Here is a 20710-nt window from a genome sequence, read left to right as displayed (position 1 = left end):
TAAAAGACTCTGCTTTTTTAGGCAGAGTCTTTTTTATAATAAATTACGAATTTTTTCTTTTATAAATGGGTTAAGAGAATAGTGTTTATCCAGATATTCTAGGAGTGCTTGAGCAGACTCAGAAATGCGTTCGTAACCTTGCAAAAAGTGAGGCAATTGCTTGGCTTCCTTTGGATAACCTTCTTCAAATCGTCTGTTGGTATTAAAGATATCTATAAAATTAGATTTAGAAGTTGTTTCCAAACTGATTAGTTCAGTCCAAAGCTTGACGGATCTGTTTTGGATGAAATCATAAGCAGCTAAATTTTCGCCTCGCTGATAGCGACCTAGCCCTAAATATAGATTACATGAAATTTCTCCCAACAGCCATTCACGGTCTCTGTTTTCTTTTGATGGCAGTCTTTGTGGCTGACAGATTGTTTCATCAAAACCGACCTCCTTCCAGATAATCTTGCCTTCAGCGAAGGGAATGTTTACTAGTTCATGAGCTTCAAAGACAGCAAATTCACAAAAAACATCATCTTCAAATAGAACTTTATGTCCGTCCACTGTATTTTGGTAGTGAAATGCAATTGGTTCTAGCTTACTTAACCAGGTTAGGTCTTGGATATAGGTCTGCTTGTAGCCATCTTTTACAATAACAAAGAAGTCTAAATCTGAGTACTGATCCAATCGTTCTCTTTCTGTTCCGCAAGAACCAAGTGCCAGCAAAGCTAGTGCTTGTTTCGAATCTTTTAGAGACTGACCAATCTCATCTAGTCTTTGTAACAGTAATTCTGTTTTATTCATATCGTTACCTCATTCTTTCTTGTTTAACAAAAATTATACATTTAGCGCTTTCAAATGTCAATTTCATCTAGTCCTAACTATATAGATTGTATTATTTTCGGTATTTTTTTGCTATAATAAATTGAATCATTTTACGGAGGTTTTCTCATGTTATCAAGAGTTGAAAAATTTGAAGTAGCCTTAAAACAGACAGAGTGTGATGCTGTTTTAGTAACCAATCTGAAGAATATTTACTATCTAACGGGTTTTAGTGGAACAGAAGCAACTGTTTTTATCAGTGACAATCGCCGAATTTTTCTGACTGACTCACGTTATACCTTGATTGCCAAAGGCGTGGTAAAAGATTTTGATATTGTCGAAACGCGTGATGCTTTGTCAGAAATTGCGAAGATCATTGCAAATGATAAAATAGAAACTATTGGATTTGATGACGAAATTTCTTATCATTATTTCAAAACTCTTGAAGATCTTTTTTTAGGTTACAAGCTGACAGCAATGACCGCCTTCATTGAAAATCTACGCATGATCAAAGATGAAGGAGAAATTGATACGATTCGAAAAGCTTGTCAAATTTCCGATCAAGCCTTTCTAGATGTATTAGACTTTATCAAACCAGGTGAGACAACTGAGTTGGCAGTTATGAACTTTTTAGATGCTCGCATGCGGCAACTTGGCGCGTCAGGAGCCTCTTTTGACTTTATTATTGCATCAGGTTACCGCTCTGCCATGCCGCATGGGGTTGCCAGTGAGAAGGTAATCCAGACTGGTGAGACGTTGACCATGGATTTTGGTTGCTACTACAAGCATTACGTCAGCGATATGACGCGAACTATTCATGTCGGTCATGTGACGGATGAGGAGCGTGAGATTTACGATATTGTATTACGGAGCAACCAAGCTATGATTGAAGTGGCGAAAGCTGGTATGAGTCGTATTGAGTTTGATCAAGTACCGCGCAAAGTGATTAACGATGCAGGTTACGGACAATATTTCACGCACGGGATTGGGCATGGGATTGGTCTTGATATTCATGAAATCCCTTATTTTGGTAAATCCTCTGAGCCGATTGAAGCAGGTATGGTCTTAACAGATGAGCCAGGCATTTATTTGGACGGAAAATACGGCGTGCGGATCGAAGATGACATTCTTATCACAGACACAGGTTGTGAGCTTTTAACGCTTGCGCCAAAAGAGTTAATTGTTATTTGAGAATTGTCAATGTTTATGATAAAATAAAGAGAAATCTATTTTAAAAGAGGTAATAATAATGATTGAAGCAAGTAAGCTGAAAGCTGGTATGACGTTTGAAACAACGGACGGAAAATTGATTCGTGTCCTTGAAGCAAGCCACCATAAACCAGGTAAAGGGAATACTGTTATGCGTATGAAATTACGGGATGTACGCACAGGTTCAACTTTTGACACAACTTACCGCCCTGAAGAAAAATTTGAACAAGCAATTATTGAAACGCGCCCAGCACAATACTTGTACCAAATGGATGACACAGCTTATTTCATGGATACAGAGTCATTTGAACAATATGAAATCCCAGTAGCAAATGTAGAGCAAGAATTGAAATTTATTCTTGAAAATTCAGAAGTGAAAATTCAATTTTACGGAAGCGAAGTTATCGGTGTTACAGTTCCAACGACTGTAGAATTAGTCGTAACAGATACACAACCTTCTATTAAAGGAGCAACGGTAACAGGTTCTGGTAAGCCAGCTACTCTTGAAACGGGTCTCGTAGTAAACGTACCGGACTTTATCGAAGTGGGACAAAAATTGATTATCAATACGCAAGAAGGAACTTACATTTCTCGTGCATAATTTATGCTAAGAACTAGAAGTTCTTAAATTACTATCAAATTCAGACTGAGAGCCTGACAAATATTGTGCAGACTCCTTTCCTTGAATGTCTTTGTGTCTTAAGAAAGGACAAGTTATGGCAACTGAACAATTAGGCGAAATCGTTATCGCACCGCGTGTCTTAGAAAAAATTATTGCCATTGCAACGGCTAAAGTGGACGGTGTTTACTCTTTCGCAAATAAAAGCATGTCTGACAGCCTTGCAAAACGTTCTTTAGGACGTGGCGTCTATCTTCATACCGCTAGTGATGGTGAAGTAACTGTTGACATTTATTTATACTTAGAATACGGTGTAGGGGTTCCAGCAGTAGCTGTTGCTATTCAAAAAGCTGTTAAAAGTGCTGTTTCTGATATGGCAGAAGTTGAATTATCCGCAGTGAACATCCATGTAGCGGGCATTGTGCCTGAAAAAACACCGAAACCAGATTTAAAAGATTTGTTTGATGAGGATTTCCTCAATGACTGATGTACAACTGGAAGCAAGAAGAGAACTACGTGAACGTGCATTTCAAGCATTAATGAGTTTGGAATATGAAAAAGACATTGTAGAAGCGTGTCGTTTTGCATATCTCTATGATAAAGATATGACAAACGATGCTGATGTGGAAATTCCAGCCTTTTTATTGAACCTTGTTACGGGTGTTGAACAGTCTAAAAACGAGTTGGATGACAAGCTTAGCCAGTACCTAAAAGAAGGTTGGACTTTGGAACGTCTTACATTGGTAGAAAAAAATATTCTTCGCTTGGGATTGTTTGAGATGACAGAGTTTGATACACCTCAACTAGTCGCAATCAATGAAGCAATTGAGCTATCTAAAAAATTCTCAGATGAAAAATCGAGCAAGTTTATCAATGGCATTTTAAGTAAATTTGTTATAGAATAAATTTTAAGAAGAAATGAATATAGATTGAGAGGACGAACTTGTACTGACCCCCAAAAAGTTGTACAAATAATTATTGAAAGGATTTAGTTCTGTATTGCACCGGACTAAGTCCTTTTAGTTTGCCCTTAATTCGTTTGTTGTTGTAGTAATCAATGTAGTTCACAATAGCTTGCTCAAGGTCTTCTCATATCCGTAAAACATCTCAGACTTAAGAATGCCAAAGAAGGACTCCATCATACCGTTGTCAGGGCTATTGCCCTTTCGTGACATGGAGGGTTGAATGCCCTTACTCTCTAGGAACCGATGATAAGAAGTGTGTTGGTATTGCCATCCTTGATCACTATGGAGGATCGTATTCTCATGTCTCTTATCTGTAAAAGCTTTCTCCAACATGGTTTTCACTTGTTCCAAATTCGGTGAAGTAGAGAGATTATAAGCAATGATTTCACTATTAAAACCCTCTAAAACTGACGTTGAATGAGATTCTCTGCTTTCTTGCCAATCTCTCTTTGGTAGGAAGAATACTTCCGTTTTCAACGAATTCGAGCCGCCAAACCAAGGACTTTCATCAGCCGTTGAACCTTTTTGTGATTGACCGTATAACCACGATTCCTTAATTCTAAATGGATTCGACAATAGCCATAGTTACCTTTATGTTCATTCTAAATGGACTGAATTTCAACTTTAAGTTCTTGATTCTTATCTGGTTGATCTAGCTGTTTTAAGTGATAGTAGTAAGTTGAGTGAGCTAAATGTGCCGTTTCAAGAAGTAAATCTAGTCGAAATCCTTCTGAAACCACTTCTCTAAATGTCTCTGCCTTTCTCGCTCTAGGGCTTCGTCCCTTTCCTCTAATTCTTTTAACTTTTTTAGGTAGGCCACCTCTGTACGTAAACGTTCATTCTCTTCCTGAAGTCGCTCTAGTTCTGTCATTTCTTCTCAAGTCTTCTTCCGTTTACGTCCCATTTTAGCTGCTCCCCCTCTTATTTTCTCAACAATAGTATACCCGTTTTTCTTGCATTGCGCCAGCCAATTCGGAAGCATTCCTTGGTTTGGAAGGGCATAATCTAGAGATACACTTCTTTGTGAACACCCTTCCAGTAGAACTTTATCCATCATTTCTTGTTTTAGTTCTGGAGAATAGTAACAATTCTTACCTTTCTTGACAATTTCTATTCCATAATGGTCAATTAATTTCACCATGTACTTTAGACCAGAAACATTCACACCAAATCTTTTTGAAAGCTGTTTGAAGCTTTGTCCTTGTTTTCTTAGTTCATAGATTTGAACTTTATCTTCATAACTCAATTTCATAATAAAACACCCCAAAAGTTAGATTTTTTCTGTCTAACTTTTGGGGTGCAGTTTAACTTCGTTCTCTCTTTTTCAATTTTACCCGCTGAACAGCATGTAAAAGTGCCTGAAGAGATAGATAGGTGTATTAAGAAGTACGAAATAGAAACCAAAAAGAGTAGAATAGATAGAAGAAAACCAAAGGTTTCTCCTTCATGCTATCCTTAAAAGGTAAGAGCAAGGAAGGAGAAGGAAATGGAGTTCAAGGAGTTGTATGGGAAGGTAAGGGGGATTGTATTAAAGTGCCGTCGGGAATATTATGTCCACCTGTGGGAATTAAGCGATTGGGACCAAGAGGGCATGTTAGTACTCTATCAGTTGGTAAGTCGCTATCCGCAGCTGGTAGAGACAGAAAGTCAGCTCTATGTTTACTATAAGACCAAGTTCCGCAATCATATCCTGGACATCCTCCGTAAACAGGAAAGCCAAAAACGCAAACTCGATCGTCAAGCTTATGAAGAAGTGAGCGAGATTGGTCACAAGCTCAGCCTGAAAGAGTTGTATCTGGATGAATTGGTGATTCTCCGAGACCAGCTAAAGAGCTATCAAGCTCAACTGAGTCCAGAGAAACAAGAGCAGTACGAGCGCTTACTAGCTGATGAACGTTTCAAAGGCCGCCAAGCCATGATTCGAGAATTAAGAGCCTACTTAAAGGACTATAGCGCTTAAGATAAGTCAGGACTTTTCTTTTTCAAAGGTCACAAAAAATAAAAAAAGATAAAAAAGGTATTGACAAGAAGAGAAGGAGGTGATATACTAAGATAGTTGTCGCTTGAGTGGCGACAAAGACCTTTGAAAACTGAACAAGACGAACCAATGTGCAGGCGACTGTTTAAAGACAGTCCGTCAAACATTAAGAAGAAACAATAAATCTGTCAGTGACAGAAATGAGTGAGAACTCAAACTTTATATGAGAGTTTGATCCTGGCTCAGGACGAACGCTGGCGGCGTGCCTAATACATGCAAGTAGGACGCACAGCCTATACCGTAGCTTGCTACACCATAGGCTGTGAGTTGCGAACGGGTGAGTAACGCGTAGGTAACCTGCCTATTAGAGGGGGATAACTATTGGAAACGATAGCTAATACCGCATAACAGTATGTAACACATGTTAGATGCTTGAAAGATGCAATTGCATCGCTAGTAGATGGACCTGCGTTGTATTAGCTAGTAGGTAGGGTAATGGCCTACCTAGGCAACGATACATAGCCGACCTGAGAGGGTGATCGGCCACACTGGGACTGAGACACGGCCCAGACTCCTACGGGAGGCAGCAGTAGGGAATCTTCGGCAATGGGGGGAACCCTGACCGAGCAACGCCGCGTGAGTGAAGAAGGTTTTCGGATCGTAAAGCTCTGTTGTTAAGGAAGAACGAGTGTGAGAATGGAAAGTTCATACTGTGACGGTACTTAACCAGAAAGGGACGGCTAACTACGTGCCAGCAGCCGCGGTAATACGTAGGTCCCGAGCGTTGTCCGGATTTATTGGGCGTAAAGCGAGCGCAGGCGGTTAGAAAAGTCTGAAGTGAAAGGCAGTGGCTCAACCATTGTAGGCTTTGGAAACTGTTTAACTTGAGTGCAGAAGGGGAGAGTGGAATTCCATGTGTAGCGGTGAAATGCGTAGATATATGGAGGAACACCGGTGGCGAAAGCGGCTCTCTGGTCTGTCACTGACGCTGAGGCTCGAAAGCGTGGGGAGCGAACAGGATTAGATACCCTGGTAGTCCACGCCGTAAACGATGAGTGCTAGGTGTTGGGTCCTTTCCGGGGCTCAGTGCCGCAGCTAACGCATTAAGCACTCCGCCTGGGGAGTACGACCGCAAGGTTGAAACTCAAAGGAATTGACGGGGGCCCGCACAAGCGGTGGAGCATGTGGTTTAATTCGAAGCAACGCGAAGAACCTTACCAGGTCTTGACATCCCTCTGACCGCTCTAGAGATAGAGTTTCCCTTCGGGGCAGAGGTGACAGGTGGTGCATGGTTGTCGTCAGCTCGTGTCGTGAGATGTTGGGTTAAGTCCCGCAACGAGCGCAACCCTTATTGTTAGTTGCCATCATTGAGTTGGGCACTCTAGCGAGACTGCCGGTAATAAACCGGAGGAAGGTGGGGATGACGTCAAATCATCATGCCCCTTATGACCTGGGCTACACACGTGCTACAATGGCTGGTACAACGAGTCGCAAGCCGGTGACGGCAAGCTAATCTCTGAAAGCCAGTCTCAGTTCGGATTGTAGGCTGCAACTCGCCTACATGAAGTCGGAATCGCTAGTAATCGCGGATCAGCACGCCGCGGTGAATACGTTCCCGGGCCTTGTACACACCGCCCGTCACACCACGAGAGTTTGTAACACCCGAAGTCGGTGAGGTAACCGTAAGGAGCCAGCCGCCTAAGGTGGGATAGATGATTGGGGTGAAGTCGTAACAAGGTAGCCGTATCGGAAGGTGCGGCTGGATCACCTCCTTTCTAAGGAAAAAACGGAAGCCATTGAGTTTGTCTTGTTTAGTTTTGAGAGGTCTTGTGGGGCCTTAGCTCAGCTGGGAGAGCGCCTGCTTTGCACGCAGGAGGTCAGCGGTTCGATCCCGCTAGGCTCCATTAGGATAGAATCCTACTGAACTTAATAAAGAAGTGAAGTTGAATACGAGACTAACTTCTTAGGAAAAAAGATAAATTTCCTTGTGTTCATGGAACACAACGTCAGTTTTCTATTTTTCTACAGAAGTCTTCGCAAGCGAATCGTCTCTTAATATCCTAAGATTAGCACATTGAAAATTGAATAACGATATCAAATAGTAACAAGAAAATAAACCGAAAACGCTGTGAATATTAATGAGTATATGACTGAGAGGTCAAAGATAAGGTTAAGTTAGTAAGGGCGCACGGTGGATGCCTTGGCACTAGGAGCCGAAGAAGGACGTGACAAACGACGAAATGCCTTGGGGAGCTGTAAGTAAGCGTAGATCCAGGGATATCCGAATGGGGGAACCCAACAGGTAGATGCCTGTTACCCGTATCTGTTAAGGATATGAGGAGGAAGACACAGTGAACTGAAACATCTAAGTAGCTGCAGGAAGAGAAAGCAAAAGCGATTGCCTGAGTAGCGGCGAGCGAAAGGGCAAGAGGGCAAACCGAGAAGTTTACTTCTCGGGGTTGTAGGACTGCGATGTGGACTTAAAGATTATAGAAGAAGACCTTGGGAAAGGTTGCCAGAGAGAGTAAGAGCCTCGTATTTTAAATAGTCTTTATACCTAGCAGGATCCTGAGTACGGCGGGACACGAGGAATCCCGTCGGAATCTGGGAGGACCATCTCCCAACCCTAAATACTCCCTAGTGACCGATAGTGAACCAGTACCGTGAGGGAAAGGTGAAAAGCACCCCGGGAGGGGAGTGAAAGAGAACCTGAAACCGTGTGCCTACAACAAGTTCGAGCCCGTTAATGGGTGAGAGCGTGCCTTTTGTAGAATGAACCGGCGAGTTACGTTATGATGCGAGGTTAAGTTGAAGAGACGGAGCCGTAGGGAAACCGAGTCTGAAGAGGGCGCCATAGTATCATGACGTAGACCCGAAACCATGTGACCTACCCATGAGCAGGTTGAAGGTGAGGTAAAACTCACTGGAGGACCGCACCAGGGCACGTTGAAAAGTGCTTGGATGACTTGTGGGTAGCGGAGAAATTCCAAACGAACTTGGAGATAGCTGGTTCTCTCCGAAATAGCTTTAGGGCTAGCGTCGACAGAAAGATTCTTGGAGGTAGAGCACTGTTTGGGTGAGGGGTCCATCCCGGATTACCAATCTCAGATAAACTCCGAATGCCAATGAATTATGGTCGGCAGTCAGACTGCGAGTGCTAAGATCCGTAGTCGAAAGGGAAACAGCCCAGACCACCAGCTAAGGTCCCAAAATAATTGTTAAGTGGAAAAGGATGTGGGGTTGCACAGACAACTAGGATGTTAGCTTAGAAGCAGCTATTCATTCAAAGAGTGCGTAATAGCTCACTAGTCGAGTGACCCTGCGCCGAAAATGTACCGGGGCTAAAACAATTTACCGAAGCTGTGGATCCTTTAGGGGATGGTAGGAGAGCGTTCTATGTGTGGCGAAGGTGTACCGTGAGGAGCGCTGGAACGCATAGAAGTGAGAATGCCGGTATGAGTAGCGCAAGACAGGTGAGAATCCTGTCCACCGTAAGACTAAGGTTTCCAGGGGAAGGCTCGTCCGCCCTGGGTTAGTCGGGACCTAAGGAGAGACCGAAAGGTGTATCTGATGGCCAACAGGTAGAGATTCCTGTACTAGAGTATAGAGTGAAGGAGGGACGCAGTAGGCTAACTCAAGCGTGCGAATGGAAGAGCACGTCTAAGCAGTGAGGTGTGATAGGAGTCAAATGCTTCTATCTGTAACATTGAGCTGTGATGGGGAGCGAAGTTTAGTAGCGAAGTGAGTGACGTCACACTGCCAAGAAAAGCTTCTAGCGTTAATTTATACTCTACCCGTACCGCAAACCGACACAGGTAGTCGAGGCGAGTAGCCTCAGGTGATCGAGAGAACTCTCGTTAAGGAACTCGGCAAAATGACCCCGTAACTTCGGGAGAAGGGGTGCTCAGTGTAACTGAGCCGCAGTGAATAGGCCCAAGCAACTGTTTATCAAAAACACAGCTCTCTGCTAAATCGTAAGATGATGTATAGGGGGTGACGCCTGCCCGGTGCTGGAAGGTTAAGAGGAGTGCTTAGCGGTAACGCGAAGGTATGAATTGAAGCCCCAGTAAACGGCGGCCGTAACTATAACGGTCCTAAGGTAGCGAAATTCCTTGTCGGGTAAGTTCCGACCCGCACGAAAGGCGTAATGATTTGGGCACTGTCTCAACGAGAGACTCGGTGAAATTTTAGTACCTGTGAAGATGCAGGTTACCCGCGACAGGACGGAAAGACCCCATGGAGCTTTACTGCAGTTTGATATTGAGTGTCTGTGCCACATGTACAGGATAGGTAGGAGCCAAAGAGATCGGGACGCCAGTTTCGATGGAGGCGATGTTGGGATACTACCCTTGTGTTATGGCCACTCTAACCCGGATAGGTGATCCCTATCGGAGACAGTGTCTGACGGGCAGTTTGACTGGGGCGGTCGCCTCCTAAAAGGTAACGGAGGCGCCCAAAGGTTCCCTCAGATTGGTTGGAAATCAATCGCAGAGTGTAAAGGTATAAGGGAGCTTGACTGCGAGAGCAACAACTCGAGCAGGGACGAAAGTCGGGCTTAGTGATCCGGTGGTTCCGTATGGAAGGGCCATCGCTCAACGGATAAAAGCTACCCTGGGGATAACAGGCTTATCTCCCCCAAGAGTTCACATCGACGGGGAGGTTTGGCACCTCGATGTCGGCTCGTCGCATCCTGGGGCTGTAGTCGGTCCCAAGGGTTGGGCTGTTCGCCCATTAAAGCGGCACGCGAGCTGGGTTCAGAACGTCGTGAGACAGTTCGGTCCCTATCCGTCGCGGGCGAAGGAAATTTGAGAGGATCTGCTCCTAGTACGAGAGGACCAGAGTGGACTTACCGCTGGTGTACCAGTTGTTCTGCCAAGAGCATCGCTGGGTAGCTATGTAGGGAAGGGATAAACGCTGAAAGCATCTAAGTGTGAAACCCACCTCAAGATGAGATTTCCCATAACGTTATGTTAGTAAGAGCCCTGAGAGAAGATCAGGTAGATAGGTTAGGAGTGGAAGTTGTGTGAGCAATGGAGCGGACTAATACTAATAGCTCGAGGACTTATCCAAGAAGTAATGAGAACGTGAAGAAAAGCGTATGATTTTAGGGAATCAGCGCAGAAGTCATAGGGACTTCAAGCGGATTTATCTAAATCACTAGCTTTTTAGTTCGAATACAATTACTTAAGTAATGAAGGCAGATCTAGTAAGGATTTAGCCGGAGTACAATTTCATTGAGAAAGATAGCGTAGAGGTAAATCTTTTACAATTTGAGACGTTATTCAATTTTGAGTGTGTTAGATACTCAGTAGTTAAGTGACGATAGCCTAGGAGATACACCTGTACCCATGCCGAACACAGAAGTTAAGCCCTAGAACGCCGGAAGTAGTTGGGGGTTGCCCCCTGTGAGATATGGTAGCCGCTTAGCATTTATCCGGCATAGCTCAGTTGGTAGTAGCGCATGACTGTTAATCATGATGTCGTAGGTTCGAGTCCTACTGCCGGAGTTGATAGATGATTAGAAGCCTTTGATATAATCAGGTTTCTTTTTTTGCTATTTTTCAAATTTATAGAATGAGTTATAGCTGCTTCATTTATCGAGAGGATTGTATTATCTCAATCAAATTAAGATTATTTGGTTTTTAGGCTGCTCTTGGAGATTATATTTTGTAATAGATTTCCGGGTGAGATAGGTGAGATGCTTATGTTTGCTGACGAATTCACCCATGAATAATGCATTCTGGGAAGATTACGTGTAAGAAATAATCAAAATTTGAAAATTTTTAGTTCGTACTCCTACCTGCCCTTACACTGTTGCCTTCATCATCAGCTACTACATCAAGATTTTGGGGTTAATATAATGCAAGTGGCTGAGCAAAAACTCATTCATGGTCAAAGTGTAATAATCTCTCATAGCAAAAAAAGCTTAAAATCAAGTTAATTAAAACGTTGATTTTAAGCTTTTTGACTATTTTATGAATTTTTACCTAGACTCTCAATTTTTATTCAAAAAAAGCTTTGTACAGTGCTTTTATAGCTGCTTTTTCTTGTTCGGAATTGATAACAATCATGATTGAAACTTCACTAGATCCTTGTGAAATCATTTGGATATTAATATGATTATCTGATAATGCTTTTGTTGCAGTAGCGGTCAAACCAATATGACTTTTCATTTTTTCACCGACAATCATAATGATTGAGAGGTCATGTTCGATTTCTGCGTGGTCGACTTCTAACTTTTGTCTTAATTGACGAAGAATTTCTTCCTCTTTAATGGGGGTTAATTCACGATCCCGAAGAATAATAGATAAGTCATCGATACCGGTAGGCATGTGCTCCCAGCGGATATTTAGATCTTCCAATATTTGCAGAACTTTTCTACCAAAGCCGATTTCACGGTTCATGAGGTATTTAGACATGTTGATACTGGTGAAATGGGCATCTGCAGCAATACCTACTACAGGGAAGTCCCTGTTGCTGTGCTTTAAAACAATTTTTGTACCAGAATGAGTGGGGTTATTTGTATTTTTAATAACGAGTGGAATTTTTCCACGGTAAGCTGGAATGAGTGCTTCGTCATGTAATACAGTAAAACCTGCATAAGCTAATTCGCGCATTTCGCGATAAGTTAATTCTGGAATGGAGTGTGGCATGTGGATAATGCCAGGATGTGCTGCAAAAATACCGTCAACATCTGTGAAATTTTCGTAAAGATCAGCTTTTACACCTGCCGCAATAATGGAGCCAGTAATATCGGACCCGCCACGTGAAAAGGTGCAAATCTGGTCGTCTTTTGTTACTCCAAAGAATCCTGGGATAATTAAGACTTCATCGGCTTCATTTAATTCTTCAATTTTATCATAACTGGAAGGGAGAAGTCGAGCATTTCCTGGTTCGCTGGATACAATGAGTCCTGCTTCTCTAGGGTGAACATAACGAGCATCTACGCCATTTTGGGTAAAATAAGCTGCAATGAGTTTCGCATTGTTATTTTCACCTGCAGCAAGAAAAGTATCGTACAAGAACTTATTATTTTCGATAGGAAGGCTTGCGAGCTTTTGGAAACTTTTTGAAATTCTCTCTAGAATATTTGGTTTAAGCTGCAGTTCTAACGCCATATCTCGATAACGCTGAATAATCCATTGTTGGTGTTTTGTTACGTCATTACCAGCAACATAGTCTCGATAATATTTAATGAGGGCATCTGTTACCTTTGTATCCTGAGTGCTTCGCTTCCCAGGTGCAGAGACAATCACGAAGCGACGTTCAGGATCAGCTTTTATAATCTGTAATACTTTTTCTAATTGACCAGCGGAGGCAAGTGAACTTCCTCCAAATTTAACAACTTTCATAAATTCTCCTATAGGCTGATTGTTTAAATTATAGCAAAATTCTGAAATCTTTTCAAATCTGCTTGTACTTACTTGCTAAAGCAAATATTTTATGTTAGAATGTAACCATATTATTTGATATTCAAATAATTTAATTGACAAAGAAAAGAATTGTCGGAGGCAATTTAATGCAATTTGAAAATATTTTATATAGTGTCAATGACGGTGTTGCGACTTTAACATTGAATCGCCCGGAGGTTTCCAATGGGTTTAATGTTCCCATGTGTGAGGAAATTTTAAAAGCCATTGAATTGGCTGCTGAGGATAAAGCTGTCCAAATATTGCTCATCAATGCAAATGGAAAAGTATTTTCTGTTGGTGGTGATTTGGCAGAAATGCAACGAGCAGTGGAGGCAGATGATATTCAGTCTTTGGTGAAAATTGCTGAATTAGTCAATGAAATTTCTTACTCAATGAAACAACTATCTAAGCCGATCATTATGAGTGTAGATGGACCAGTTGCTGGTGCGGCAGCTAATATGGTGGTAGCTGCAGATTTCTGTATTGCAACGGAGCGTTCTCGTTTTATTCAAGCTTTTGTGGGGGTAGGTCTTGCTCCTGATGCGGGTGGTCTGTATTTACTTGCTAGAGCGATTGGTGTGACGAGAGCAACTCAATTAGCAATGACAGGTGAACCGTTAAACGCAGAAAAAGCTTTAAATTACGGTCTTTTGTATAAAGTTTGTGAAGTTGAAAAGTTAGAAACTACAACGAATCAAGTGATTAAGAAGTTGAAACGTCATTCACTTAATTCTTATCGTGCTATTAAAGAATTGGTATGGAAGAGTTTGTTTACTGGTTGGGATGAGTATGCAAAACTCGAACTACAGTTGCAGAAGACATTGGCTTTCACAGAAGATTTCAAAGAAGGGGTGCGAGCTTATGCTGAGAAGCGTCGACCAAAATTTTCTGGGAAGTAAAAAAGTAGTTGCAATTTAATTTGATATTTGATATACTTTTCTAGTCAAATGTTTTGATGTTGAAAGTTTTTTGTTAGAGGAGGATAGATTTTTGGATTACCAATTGGTCAATGATTATTTAACATCTATTTTCAATAATGTATTGGTTATTGAAGAATCTAGTTTGAGAGGCAGTCGCTTCAAAGATATCTCTATCAAAGAAATGCACACGATTGATGTTGTTGGAAAAAATCCCAATGCGACTCCTAGTAGCGTAGCAAAGGAATTGATGGTGACATTAGGAACCGTAACAACTAGTTTAAATAACCTTGAAAGAAAAGGCTATATTGAACGGACACGTTCAGAAGTTGATCGTCGTGTTGTTCATCTGAATTTGACAAAAAATGGTCGCCTAATTTATCGCTTGCATAGAAGATTTCACAAGAGAATGGTTGAAAGAATCATTGAAGGAATGGATGCTGAAGAGATGAAGGTCATGGGAAAAGGTCTGACTAATCTGTATCGTTTTCTAGAGGATTTGAAATAATGAACTATGCGAAAATTAGTCAAGTCGCTCATTATGCTCCAAGTCAGGTGGTTACAAATGATGATTTGGCAAAAATAATGGATACGAGCGATGAATGGATTTCAAGTCGGACAGGAATAGAACGCCGTCATCTGTCACAAGCAGAATCAACGAGTGATTTGGCTACAAAGGTGGCAAGTCAATTGTTGAAAAAGGCGAATATCCATGCAGATGAGCTAGACTTTATCATTGTGGCAACTATCACCCCAGACTCTATGATGCCTTCAACGGCTGCACGAGTTCAAGCAAATATTGGTGCAAATCATGCTTTTGCCTTTGATTTGACAGCAGCTTGCAGTGGCTTTATCTTCGCTCTGTCGACAGCTGAAAAGTTAATTTCTTCAGGTCGTTACCAGAAGGGCTTTGTTATAGGAAGTGAAACCTTATCAAAAGTTCTTGACTGGTCTGATCGTTCAACTGCGGTTCTTTTCGGTGATGGTGCTGGTGGTGTTTTGCTAGAGAGCTCAGAGCAGCAGCATTTTTTAGCTGAAAGTCAATATACAGACGGTTCGCGTGGGGAAAGCTTGACTTGTGGTAAAGTTGGTTTATCTTCACCTTATTCTGAAAAGGGAGAAGTAGCGCCTTACTTGATAATGGATGGTCGAAAAATTTTTGATTTTGCTATTCGAGATGTGGCAAAATCTATAAAAAATACGATTGAATCCAGTGATATTCAAGTAAAGGATATTGACTATTTACTATTACATCAGGCCAATATTCGTATTTTAGATAAAATGGCGAAAAAGATTGGTGCAGCGAGGGAAAAACTTCCTGCAAATATGATGGAATATGGGAATACGAGTGCGGCGAGCATTCCAATTCTTTTATCTGAGTGTGTTGAAAAAGGACTCATTCACCTTGATGGCAGTCAAACAGTTTTGCTGTCAGGATTCGGTGGAGGTTTGACATGGGGCACACTTATTGTTACAATTTAGTTATTATGTGGTAAACACATGAATATAAATATTTATTTTTAAAGGAGTCTATCATGGCAGTATTTGAAAAAGTACAAGAAATTATTGTGGAAGAACTTGGTAAGGAACCTTCAGAAGTTACTCTTGAGTCAACTTTTGATGATCTTGATGCAGATTCATTGGATTTGTTCCAAGTTATTTCAGAAATCGAAGATGCATTCGATATTCAAATTGAAACTGAAGAAGGATTGAACACAGTTGGTGACTTGGTCGCTTATGTGGAAGAAAAAACAAAATAAAAAATGAAACGGGGCTGAGAGAAGATTCTCGCCCTCTTTTAAAAAAGGTATTGAGGTAGACAGTCAATTTTGCTAGGGTGGAACGATAAAATCAATTTAAAGATGATAGGTTCCACTCCCTCTTGTTTAGGTAATAGTTTGATTTTCAAATTATACAAAGGGTATAATTGAAATGATTGAGCTATTACTTAAGCAATATAAAGGAAGGTATTATGCAAACACGTGTTACAGAATTGTTAAATATTAAATATCCTATTTTCCAGGGAGGAATGGCCTGGGTTGCTGATGGTGACTTGGCTGGTGCAGTTTCTAAAGCGGGAGGTCTTGGCATTATCGGTGGTGGTAATGCACCGAAAGAAGTTGTCAAAGCTAATATTGATAAAATTAAGTCATTGACAGACAAACCTTTTGGCGTGAATATCATGCTGTTGTCACCGTTTGTGGAAGATATTGTTGACTTAGTGATTGAAGAAGGTGTCAAGGTTGTGACAACTGGTGCAGGAAATCCAAGTAAATATATGACTCGTTTCCACGACGCAGGTATTACAGTCATTCCAGTAGTTCCAAGTGTAGCATTGGCTAAGCGAATGGAAAAAATTGGTGCAGATGCAGTCATTGCTGAAGGAATGGAAGCAGGTGGGCATATTGGAAAATTAACCACCATGACTTTGGTTCGTCAGGTAGTTGAAGCAGTTGATATTCCTGTGATTGCAGCGGGTGGAATCGCAGATGGTCGCGGTGCAGCTGCAGGCTTTATGCTTGGTGCAGAGGCTGTTCAAGTGGGAACACGTTTCGTCGTTGCAAAAGAGTCAAATGCGCACCAAAATTATAAAAATATGATTTTGAAAGCTCGGGATATTGATACCACTATTTCTGCTCAACATTTTGGTCATGCGGTACGAGCTTTGAAAAATAAACTAACTAGAGAATTTGACCAAGCAGAAAAGGATGCTTTTAAGCAAGAAAATCCTGATTTAACTGTTTTTGAGAATTTAGGAGCTGGCGCTCTTGCAAATGCAGTTGTTCGCGGTGATGTTGAACATGGTTCTGTCATGTCAGGACAAATTGCGGGGCTTGTCAGCAAAGAAGAAACAGTTGAAGAAATTTTAAAAGATATTTACTACGGTGCAGCAGAGGTAATCCAAAAAGAAGCTAGCCGTTGGGCAGGAGTAACTAGAAATGACTAAAACAGCCTTTCTATTTGCAGGTCAGGGTGCTCAGTATCTGGGAATGGCTCGTGACCTTTACGATCAGTTTGATGTAGTAAGGACAACCTATGATGAAGCAAGTCAAGTATTGGGCTATGATCTACGATATCTGATAGATAATGAGGAAGAAAAGCTCAATCAGACACGCCATACTCAGCCAGCAATTTTAACCACTTCGGTTGCTATTTACCGATTATTGCAAGAAAAAGGAATGTATGCTGATATGGTAGCAGGCCTTTCTCTTGGGGAATACTCTGCCATGGTAGCAGCAGGTGCTTTGAAGTTTACAACGGCGGTTGATTTGGTGGCAAAGCGTGGTGCTTTTATGGAAGAAGCAGCTCCTGCTGGCTCTGGTAAAATGGTTGCGGTTTTAAATGCCGATTTAGCTACAATTGAAGTAGCTTGTCAAAAGGCAAGCCAGCTAGGAATTGTATCACCAGCAAATTACAATACACCTAGTCAGATTGTTATTGGTGGTGAAGTTGAAGCGGTTAACAAAGCAGTGGAATTGTTAAAAGAAGCTGGTGTTAAGCGTCTCATCCCTTTGAATGTTTCCGGTCCATTTCATACAGCTTTGCTAAAACCTGCAAGTGATAAATTGGCAAAAGTTTTGGAAACAGTTGAATTTGCTGATTTCAAACTTCATTTGGTAGGAAATACAGAAGCAACTGTCATGGAACAAGGACGAATTAAGGAACTTTTAACTCGTCAAGTTATGGAACCAGTTCGTTTTTATGATAGTATTGCAACGATGCAAAAAGTTGGTGTAACTAATTTTATTGAAATTGGTCCAGGTAAGGTTCTTTCTGGTTTTGTTAAAAAAATTGATAAATCGGCAAAGGTTGCTCACGTTGAAGATGTTAGAAGTTTATCTACTCTTCTAGAAAATAAGGAATAGGTATGGAACTTAAAGGTAAAAATGTTTTTATAACTGGTTCAACACGTGGAATTGGTCTTGCAATGGCACATAAGTTTGCGAGTCTAGGTGCCAACATTGTTTTAAACGGTCGCCGTGAGATTGATGAGGTGCTCGTCTCTGAATTTTCAGATTATGGTGTACAAGTGGTTTCTATCTCTGGTGATGTGTCAGATAGCACGGATGCCAAGCGGATGGTAGAAGAAACTATCGAAAAACTTGGAAGCGTGGATATTCTGGTCAATAATGCAGGGATTACAAAAGATAAACTCATGCTAAAATTGACAGAGGAAGATTTTGAACAGGTCTTGAAAGTGAATCTTGTTGGTGCTTTTAATATGACTCAAGCGGTTTTGAAGCCAATGTCGAAAGCTCGTCAAGGTGCTGTTATCAATGTATCAAGTGTGGTTGGTTTGATTGGCAATGTCGGTCAAGCAAACTATGCGGCTTCTAAGGCTGGACTGATTGGATTTACTAAGTCTGTAGCGCGTGAAGTAGCAGCTCGCAATGTACGAGTGAATGCTATTGCACCAGGTATGATTGAGTCAGATATGACCGATGTTTTGTCTGATAAAGTGAAAGAAGCTACGTTAGCACAAATTCCGATGAAACGTTTTGGGAATACCAACGAAGTAGCAGAAGTGGCAGCCTTTCTAGCTCGTCAAGAGTATTTAACTGGGCAAGTCATTGCCATTGATGGCGGCTTAACCATGAGGTAGAAGGTGACTAAAACTTACGAGTTTTAAGCATGTGATATATTTTCTTAATAAAGGAGTTTGAAATGAAACTAAATCGAGTTGTTGTAACAGGATATGGAGTAACTTCACCTATTGGAAACACACCCGAAGAGTTTTGGGATAGTCTAAAAGAAGGGAAGATTGGTATTGGTCCAATTACGAATTTTGATCCTAGTGTGATTGGTGTACATAATGCAGCAGAAATTAAAGATTTCCCGCTAGAAAAACATTTTGTTAAAAAAGACAAAAATCGTATGGATATGTATTCTATTTATGCCATTCATGCAGCTTTAGAAGCGTTAGAAAATGCTCATCTAGATACCGAGACAGTTGACCATGATCGATTTGGGGTCATTGTATCTAGTGGGATTGGTGGCTTAAAAGAATTGCAAGATCAAATTATCCGAATGCATGAAAGAGGAGCCAATCGTATCCAACCGCTCTTCATTCCTAAAGCACTTTCAAATATGGGAGCCGGAAATATTGCTATTCGTGTGGGAGCTAATGGGGTGTGTAAATCTATTACAACTGCTTGTGCGTCTTCTAATGATGCTATTGGAGAGGCATTCCGTGAAATTAAATTTGGTTTTCAAGATGTTATTTTAGCAGGTGGTTCTGAATGCTCTATCAACGAAATTGGCATCGGCGGTTTTGCAGCTCTTACAGCTCTTTCCACAAATGAAGATCCAAAACGTTCGTCTATTCCATTTGATAAAGATCGGAATGGATTTGTAATGGGAGAAGGGGCAGGTGTTTTAGTAATTGAAAGTCTAGAACATGCTGAAAAACGTGGGGCAACAATTTTAGCAGAAATTGTGGGGTATGGAAATACTTGTGACGCATATCACATGACAACACCATCACCAGCTGGTACAGGGGCTGCTAAAGCTATGAAACTAGCCATTGAAGAAGCAGGATTACAACCTTCAGACATTGCCTATGTGAATGCTCATGGAACTTCTACACAAGCCAATGAAAAGGGTGAAAGTCAAGCGATTGTTAATGTTCTTGGGAAAGAAGTACCGGTTTCTTCTACGAAATCTTTCACAGGTCACCTTCTTGGTGCAGCCGGTGCAGTAGAAGCTATTGCAACGATTGAAGCAATGCGTCATAACTTTGTACCGATGACTGCAGGAACGCAAGAACTTTCAGATGATATCGAGGCGAATGTCATCTATGGTCAAGGGCAAGAACATGATATTCCGTATGCGATTTCAAATACCTTTGGCTTTGGCGGGCACAATGCTGTACTTGCATTCAAGCGCTGGGAGGCTTAAATGAATATCAATGAAATCAAAGATTTGATGGCTCAATTTGACCAATCAAGTCTGCGTGAATTTTCTTATAAAAATCAAAGCGATGAATTAACTTTCAGTAAAAATGAAAGAACAGTTGAATCAATTGCTCCTTCTGCAGAGGATTCAACAGTGAACACCAATCTTGTTTCACAAGTAGAAGTTACCCAGCCAACTGTTCCTCCAATTGTGGAGGAAACGATTAGTCCAGAAACACCTACAGCTGAAGGCGATGTAGTAGAAAGTCCCTTGGTTGGAGTTGCTTATCTTGCTTCTGGACCTGATAAACCTTCCTTTGTTTCCGTTGGCGACCAAGTCAAGAAAGGGCAAACCTTGATGATTATTGAGGCCATGAAAGTGATGAATGAAGTTCCGTCACCTAAGGACGGTATTGTGACGGAAATCCTTGTCCAAAATGAAGAAATGGTCGAATTTGGGAAAGGTTTGGTGCGGATTAAATGATTGATATCAATGCGATAAAAGAAGCTCTTCCACATCGTTACCCTATGCTGTTGGTTGATCGTGTGTTGGAAGTGAAAGAAGATGAGATTGTAGCGCTTAAAAATGTTACAATCAATGAGCCTTTTTTCAACGGACATTTCCCTGAATATCCTGTCATGCCGGGAGTTCTCATCATGGAGGCTTTGGCTCAAACAGCCGGTGTTTTGGAATTATCCAAAGAAGAAAATAAAGGGAAATTGGTCTTTTATGCCGGAATGGACAAGGTGAAATTTAAAAAACAAGTTGTTCCTGGTGATCAGCTCATCATGACAGCGAAGTTTGTGAAGCGTCGTGGCACCATTGCGGTTGTGGAAGCGAAAGCAGAAGTTGACGGGAAGTTGGCAGCGAGTGGTACTTTAACTTTTGCCCTCGGACAATAAAAAAGG

General features: G+C 41.4%; 17 protein-coding genes, 2 tRNA genes, 3 rRNA genes and 1 pseudogene. 20 read left to right on the top strand and 3 right to left on the bottom strand.

Annotated elements, in window-relative coordinates:
• Positions 1-33: 33 nt before the first annotated feature.
• The gene (locus tag ABKA15_RS08020; protein ID WP_049513876.1) at positions 34-789 is read right to left on the bottom strand and encodes a hypothetical protein; all 756 of its coding nucleotides are present in this window, start codon (positions 787-789) and stop codon (positions 34-36) included.
• Between the two features lie 147 nt (positions 790-936).
• On the opposite strand from ABKA15_RS08020, the gene ABKA15_RS08015 reads away from it, so the two are divergent.
• The 4 genes from ABKA15_RS08015 (at position 937) to nusB (ending at position 3540) form a co-directional block, all read left to right on the top strand.
• The gene (locus ABKA15_RS08015; protein ID WP_049513877.1) at positions 937-1998 is read left to right on the top strand and encodes a Xaa-Pro peptidase family protein; all 1062 of its coding nucleotides are present in this window, start codon (positions 937-939) and stop codon (positions 1996-1998) included.
• Between the two features lie 58 nt (positions 1999-2056).
• Positions 2057-2617 (top strand): elongation factor P, encoded by a 561-nt coding sequence (efp, locus tag ABKA15_RS08010; protein ID WP_003037772.1) that lies wholly within the window; start codon positions 2057-2059, stop codon positions 2615-2617.
• A 115-nt stretch (positions 2618-2732) separates the two neighbouring features.
• Positions 2733-3122, top strand: a complete 390-nt coding sequence (locus tag ABKA15_RS08005; protein ID WP_003037725.1) for an Asp23/Gls24 family envelope stress response protein — start codon at positions 2733-2735, stop codon at positions 3120-3122.
• Complete coding sequence (nusB, locus tag ABKA15_RS08000; protein WP_049513881.1) at positions 3115-3540, top strand: transcription antitermination factor NusB; 426 nt, start codon at positions 3115-3117, stop codon at positions 3538-3540. Before ABKA15_RS08005 ends, nusB begins: the two co-directional genes overlap by 8 nt.
• A gap of 70 nt (positions 3541-3610) precedes the next feature.
• Here the strand turns inward: nusB and ABKA15_RS07995 are convergent.
• Positions 3611-4852 (bottom strand): annotated as a pseudogene (locus ABKA15_RS07995) (IS3 family transposase).
• 234 nt (positions 4853-5086) lie between these two features.
• On the opposite strand from ABKA15_RS07995, the gene ABKA15_RS07990 reads away from it, so the two are divergent.
• The 6 genes from ABKA15_RS07990 (at position 5087) to ABKA15_RS07965 (ending at position 11085) form a co-directional block, all read left to right on the top strand.
• The gene (locus ABKA15_RS07990; protein ID WP_049514563.1) at positions 5087-5560 is read left to right on the top strand and encodes a sigma-70 family RNA polymerase sigma factor; all 474 of its coding nucleotides are present in this window, start codon (positions 5087-5089) and stop codon (positions 5558-5560) included.
• Positions 5561-5797: 237 nt separating this feature from the next.
• Positions 5798-7353, top strand: a 16S ribosomal RNA gene (locus ABKA15_RS07985).
• A 56-nt stretch (positions 7354-7409) separates the two neighbouring features.
• Positions 7410-7482: transfer RNA gene (locus ABKA15_RS07980), tRNA-Ala, on the top strand.
• A 264-nt stretch (positions 7483-7746) separates the two neighbouring features.
• A 23S ribosomal RNA gene (locus ABKA15_RS07975) occupies positions 7747-10648 on the top strand.
• Positions 10649-10890: 242 nt separating this feature from the next.
• A 5S ribosomal RNA gene (rrf, locus tag ABKA15_RS07970) occupies positions 10891-11006 on the top strand.
• Together the 16S, 23S and 5S rRNA genes with 2 tRNA genes alongside form the textbook arrangement of a ribosomal RNA operon.
• Positions 11007-11011: 5 nt before the next feature.
• Positions 11012-11085 (top strand) — tRNA-Asn (locus ABKA15_RS07965).
• Positions 11086-11580: 495 nt separating this feature from the next.
• On the opposite strand, the gene ABKA15_RS07960 is transcribed toward ABKA15_RS07965, so the two are convergent.
• Entirely contained in the window at positions 11581-12930 is a 1350-nt protein-coding gene (locus ABKA15_RS07960) for an aspartate kinase (protein ID WP_049514561.1), read from the bottom strand.
• Between the two features lie 167 nt (positions 12931-13097).
• On the opposite strand from ABKA15_RS07960, the gene ABKA15_RS07955 reads away from it, so the two are divergent.
• The 10 genes from ABKA15_RS07955 (at position 13098) to fabZ (ending at position 20704) form a co-directional block, all read left to right on the top strand.
• Positions 13098-13889 (top strand): enoyl-CoA hydratase, encoded by a 792-nt coding sequence (locus tag ABKA15_RS07955; protein WP_003043475.1) that lies wholly within the window; start codon positions 13098-13100, stop codon positions 13887-13889.
• 91 nt (positions 13890-13980) lie between these two features.
• Positions 13981-14415, top strand: a complete 435-nt coding sequence (locus tag ABKA15_RS07950) for a MarR family transcriptional regulator (protein ID WP_003026022.1) — start codon at positions 13981-13983, stop codon at positions 14413-14415.
• Complete coding sequence (locus ABKA15_RS07945) at positions 14415-15389, top strand: beta-ketoacyl-ACP synthase III (RefSeq protein WP_049514559.1); 975 nt, start codon at positions 14415-14417, stop codon at positions 15387-15389. The genes ABKA15_RS07950 and ABKA15_RS07945 overlap by 1 nt, the downstream gene beginning before the upstream one ends.
• Before the next feature lie 53 nt (positions 15390-15442).
• On the top strand, positions 15443-15667 hold the full coding sequence (locus tag ABKA15_RS07940; protein WP_003026017.1) for an acyl carrier protein: 225 nt from the start codon (positions 15443-15445) through the stop codon (positions 15665-15667).
• A gap of 212 nt (positions 15668-15879) precedes the next feature.
• A complete protein-coding gene (gene fabK, locus ABKA15_RS07935) occupies positions 15880-16854 on the top strand; it encodes an enoyl-[acyl-carrier-protein] reductase FabK (protein ID WP_049514558.1) in 975 nt (324 codons plus the stop codon).
• A complete protein-coding gene (gene fabD / locus ABKA15_RS07930) occupies positions 16847-17773 on the top strand; it encodes an ACP S-malonyltransferase (RefSeq protein ID WP_049514556.1) in 927 nt (308 codons plus the stop codon). Before fabK ends, fabD begins: the two co-directional genes overlap by 8 nt.
• Positions 17774-17775: 2 nt before the next feature.
• Positions 17776-18510, top strand: coding sequence for a 3-oxoacyl-[acyl-carrier-protein] reductase (gene fabG / locus ABKA15_RS07925; protein WP_049514554.1), 735 nt, complete (start codon positions 17776-17778; stop codon positions 18508-18510).
• A 62-nt stretch (positions 18511-18572) separates the two neighbouring features.
• Positions 18573-19805 carry a beta-ketoacyl-ACP synthase II gene (fabF, locus tag ABKA15_RS07920; protein ID WP_021001274.1) on the top strand — a complete coding sequence of 411 codons (1233 nt, stop codon included), beginning with the start codon at positions 18573-18575 and terminating at the stop codon, positions 19803-19805.
• Positions 19806-20285 carry an acetyl-CoA carboxylase biotin carboxyl carrier protein gene (gene accB / locus ABKA15_RS07915; protein ID WP_003043528.1) on the top strand — a complete coding sequence of 160 codons (480 nt, stop codon included), beginning with the start codon at positions 19806-19808 and terminating at the stop codon, positions 20283-20285. It abuts the gene before it with no gap.
• A complete protein-coding gene (fabZ, locus tag ABKA15_RS07910; RefSeq protein ID WP_003043557.1) occupies positions 20282-20704 on the top strand; it encodes a 3-hydroxyacyl-ACP dehydratase FabZ in 423 nt (140 codons plus the stop codon). Before accB ends, fabZ begins: the two co-directional genes overlap by 4 nt.
• Positions 20705-20710 lie beyond the last annotated feature (6 nt).

This window comes from Streptococcus sp. KHUD_010, assembly GCF_040207525.1.
GTDB lineage: Bacteria > Bacillota > Bacilli > Lactobacillales > Streptococcaceae > Streptococcus > Streptococcus hominis.
This window is presented reverse-complemented; position numbering and strand designations above follow the sequence as displayed.

Excerpts from the sequence above, each read along its gene's own strand:
- ABKA15_RS07945 (WP_049514559.1), top strand. The coding sequence starts at position 14,415 with ATGAACTATGCGAAAATTAGTCAAGTCGCTCATTATGCTCCAAGTCAG.
- fabF (WP_021001274.1), top strand. The coding sequence starts at position 18,573 with ATGAAACTAAATCGAGTTGTTGTAACAGGATATGGAGTAACTTCACCT.
- nusB (WP_049513881.1), top strand. The coding sequence starts at position 3,115 with ATGACTGATGTACAACTGGAAGCAAGAAGAGAACTACGTGAACGTGCA.
- ABKA15_RS08015 (WP_049513877.1), top strand. The coding sequence starts at position 937 with ATGTTATCAAGAGTTGAAAAATTTGAAGTAGCCTTAAAACAGACAGAG.
- ABKA15_RS07990 (WP_049514563.1), top strand. The coding sequence starts at position 5,087 with ATGGAGTTCAAGGAGTTGTATGGGAAGGTAAGGGGGATTGTATTAAAG.
- ABKA15_RS08005 (WP_003037725.1), top strand. The coding sequence starts at position 2,733 with ATGGCAACTGAACAATTAGGCGAAATCGTTATCGCACCGCGTGTCTTA.
- fabK (WP_049514558.1), top strand. The coding sequence starts at position 15,880 with ATGCAAACACGTGTTACAGAATTGTTAAATATTAAATATCCTATTTTC.
- ABKA15_RS07940 (WP_003026017.1), top strand. The coding sequence starts at position 15,443 with ATGGCAGTATTTGAAAAAGTACAAGAAATTATTGTGGAAGAACTTGGT.
- fabD (WP_049514556.1), top strand. The coding sequence starts at position 16,847 with ATGACTAAAACAGCCTTTCTATTTGCAGGTCAGGGTGCTCAGTATCTG.
- ABKA15_RS08020 (WP_049513876.1), bottom strand. The coding sequence starts at position 789 with ATGAATAAAACAGAATTACTGTTACAAAGACTAGATGAGATTGGTCAG.
- fabG (WP_049514554.1), top strand. The coding sequence starts at position 17,776 with ATGGAACTTAAAGGTAAAAATGTTTTTATAACTGGTTCAACACGTGGA.
- accB (WP_003043528.1), top strand. The coding sequence starts at position 19,806 with ATGAATATCAATGAAATCAAAGATTTGATGGCTCAATTTGACCAATCA.
- ABKA15_RS07955 (WP_003043475.1), top strand. The coding sequence starts at position 13,098 with ATGCAATTTGAAAATATTTTATATAGTGTCAATGACGGTGTTGCGACT.
- fabZ (WP_003043557.1), top strand. The coding sequence starts at position 20,282 with ATGATTGATATCAATGCGATAAAAGAAGCTCTTCCACATCGTTACCCT.
- efp (WP_003037772.1), top strand. The coding sequence starts at position 2,057 with ATGATTGAAGCAAGTAAGCTGAAAGCTGGTATGACGTTTGAAACAACG.
- ABKA15_RS07960 (WP_049514561.1), bottom strand. The coding sequence starts at position 12,930 with ATGAAAGTTGTTAAATTTGGAGGAAGTTCACTTGCCTCCGCTGGTCAA.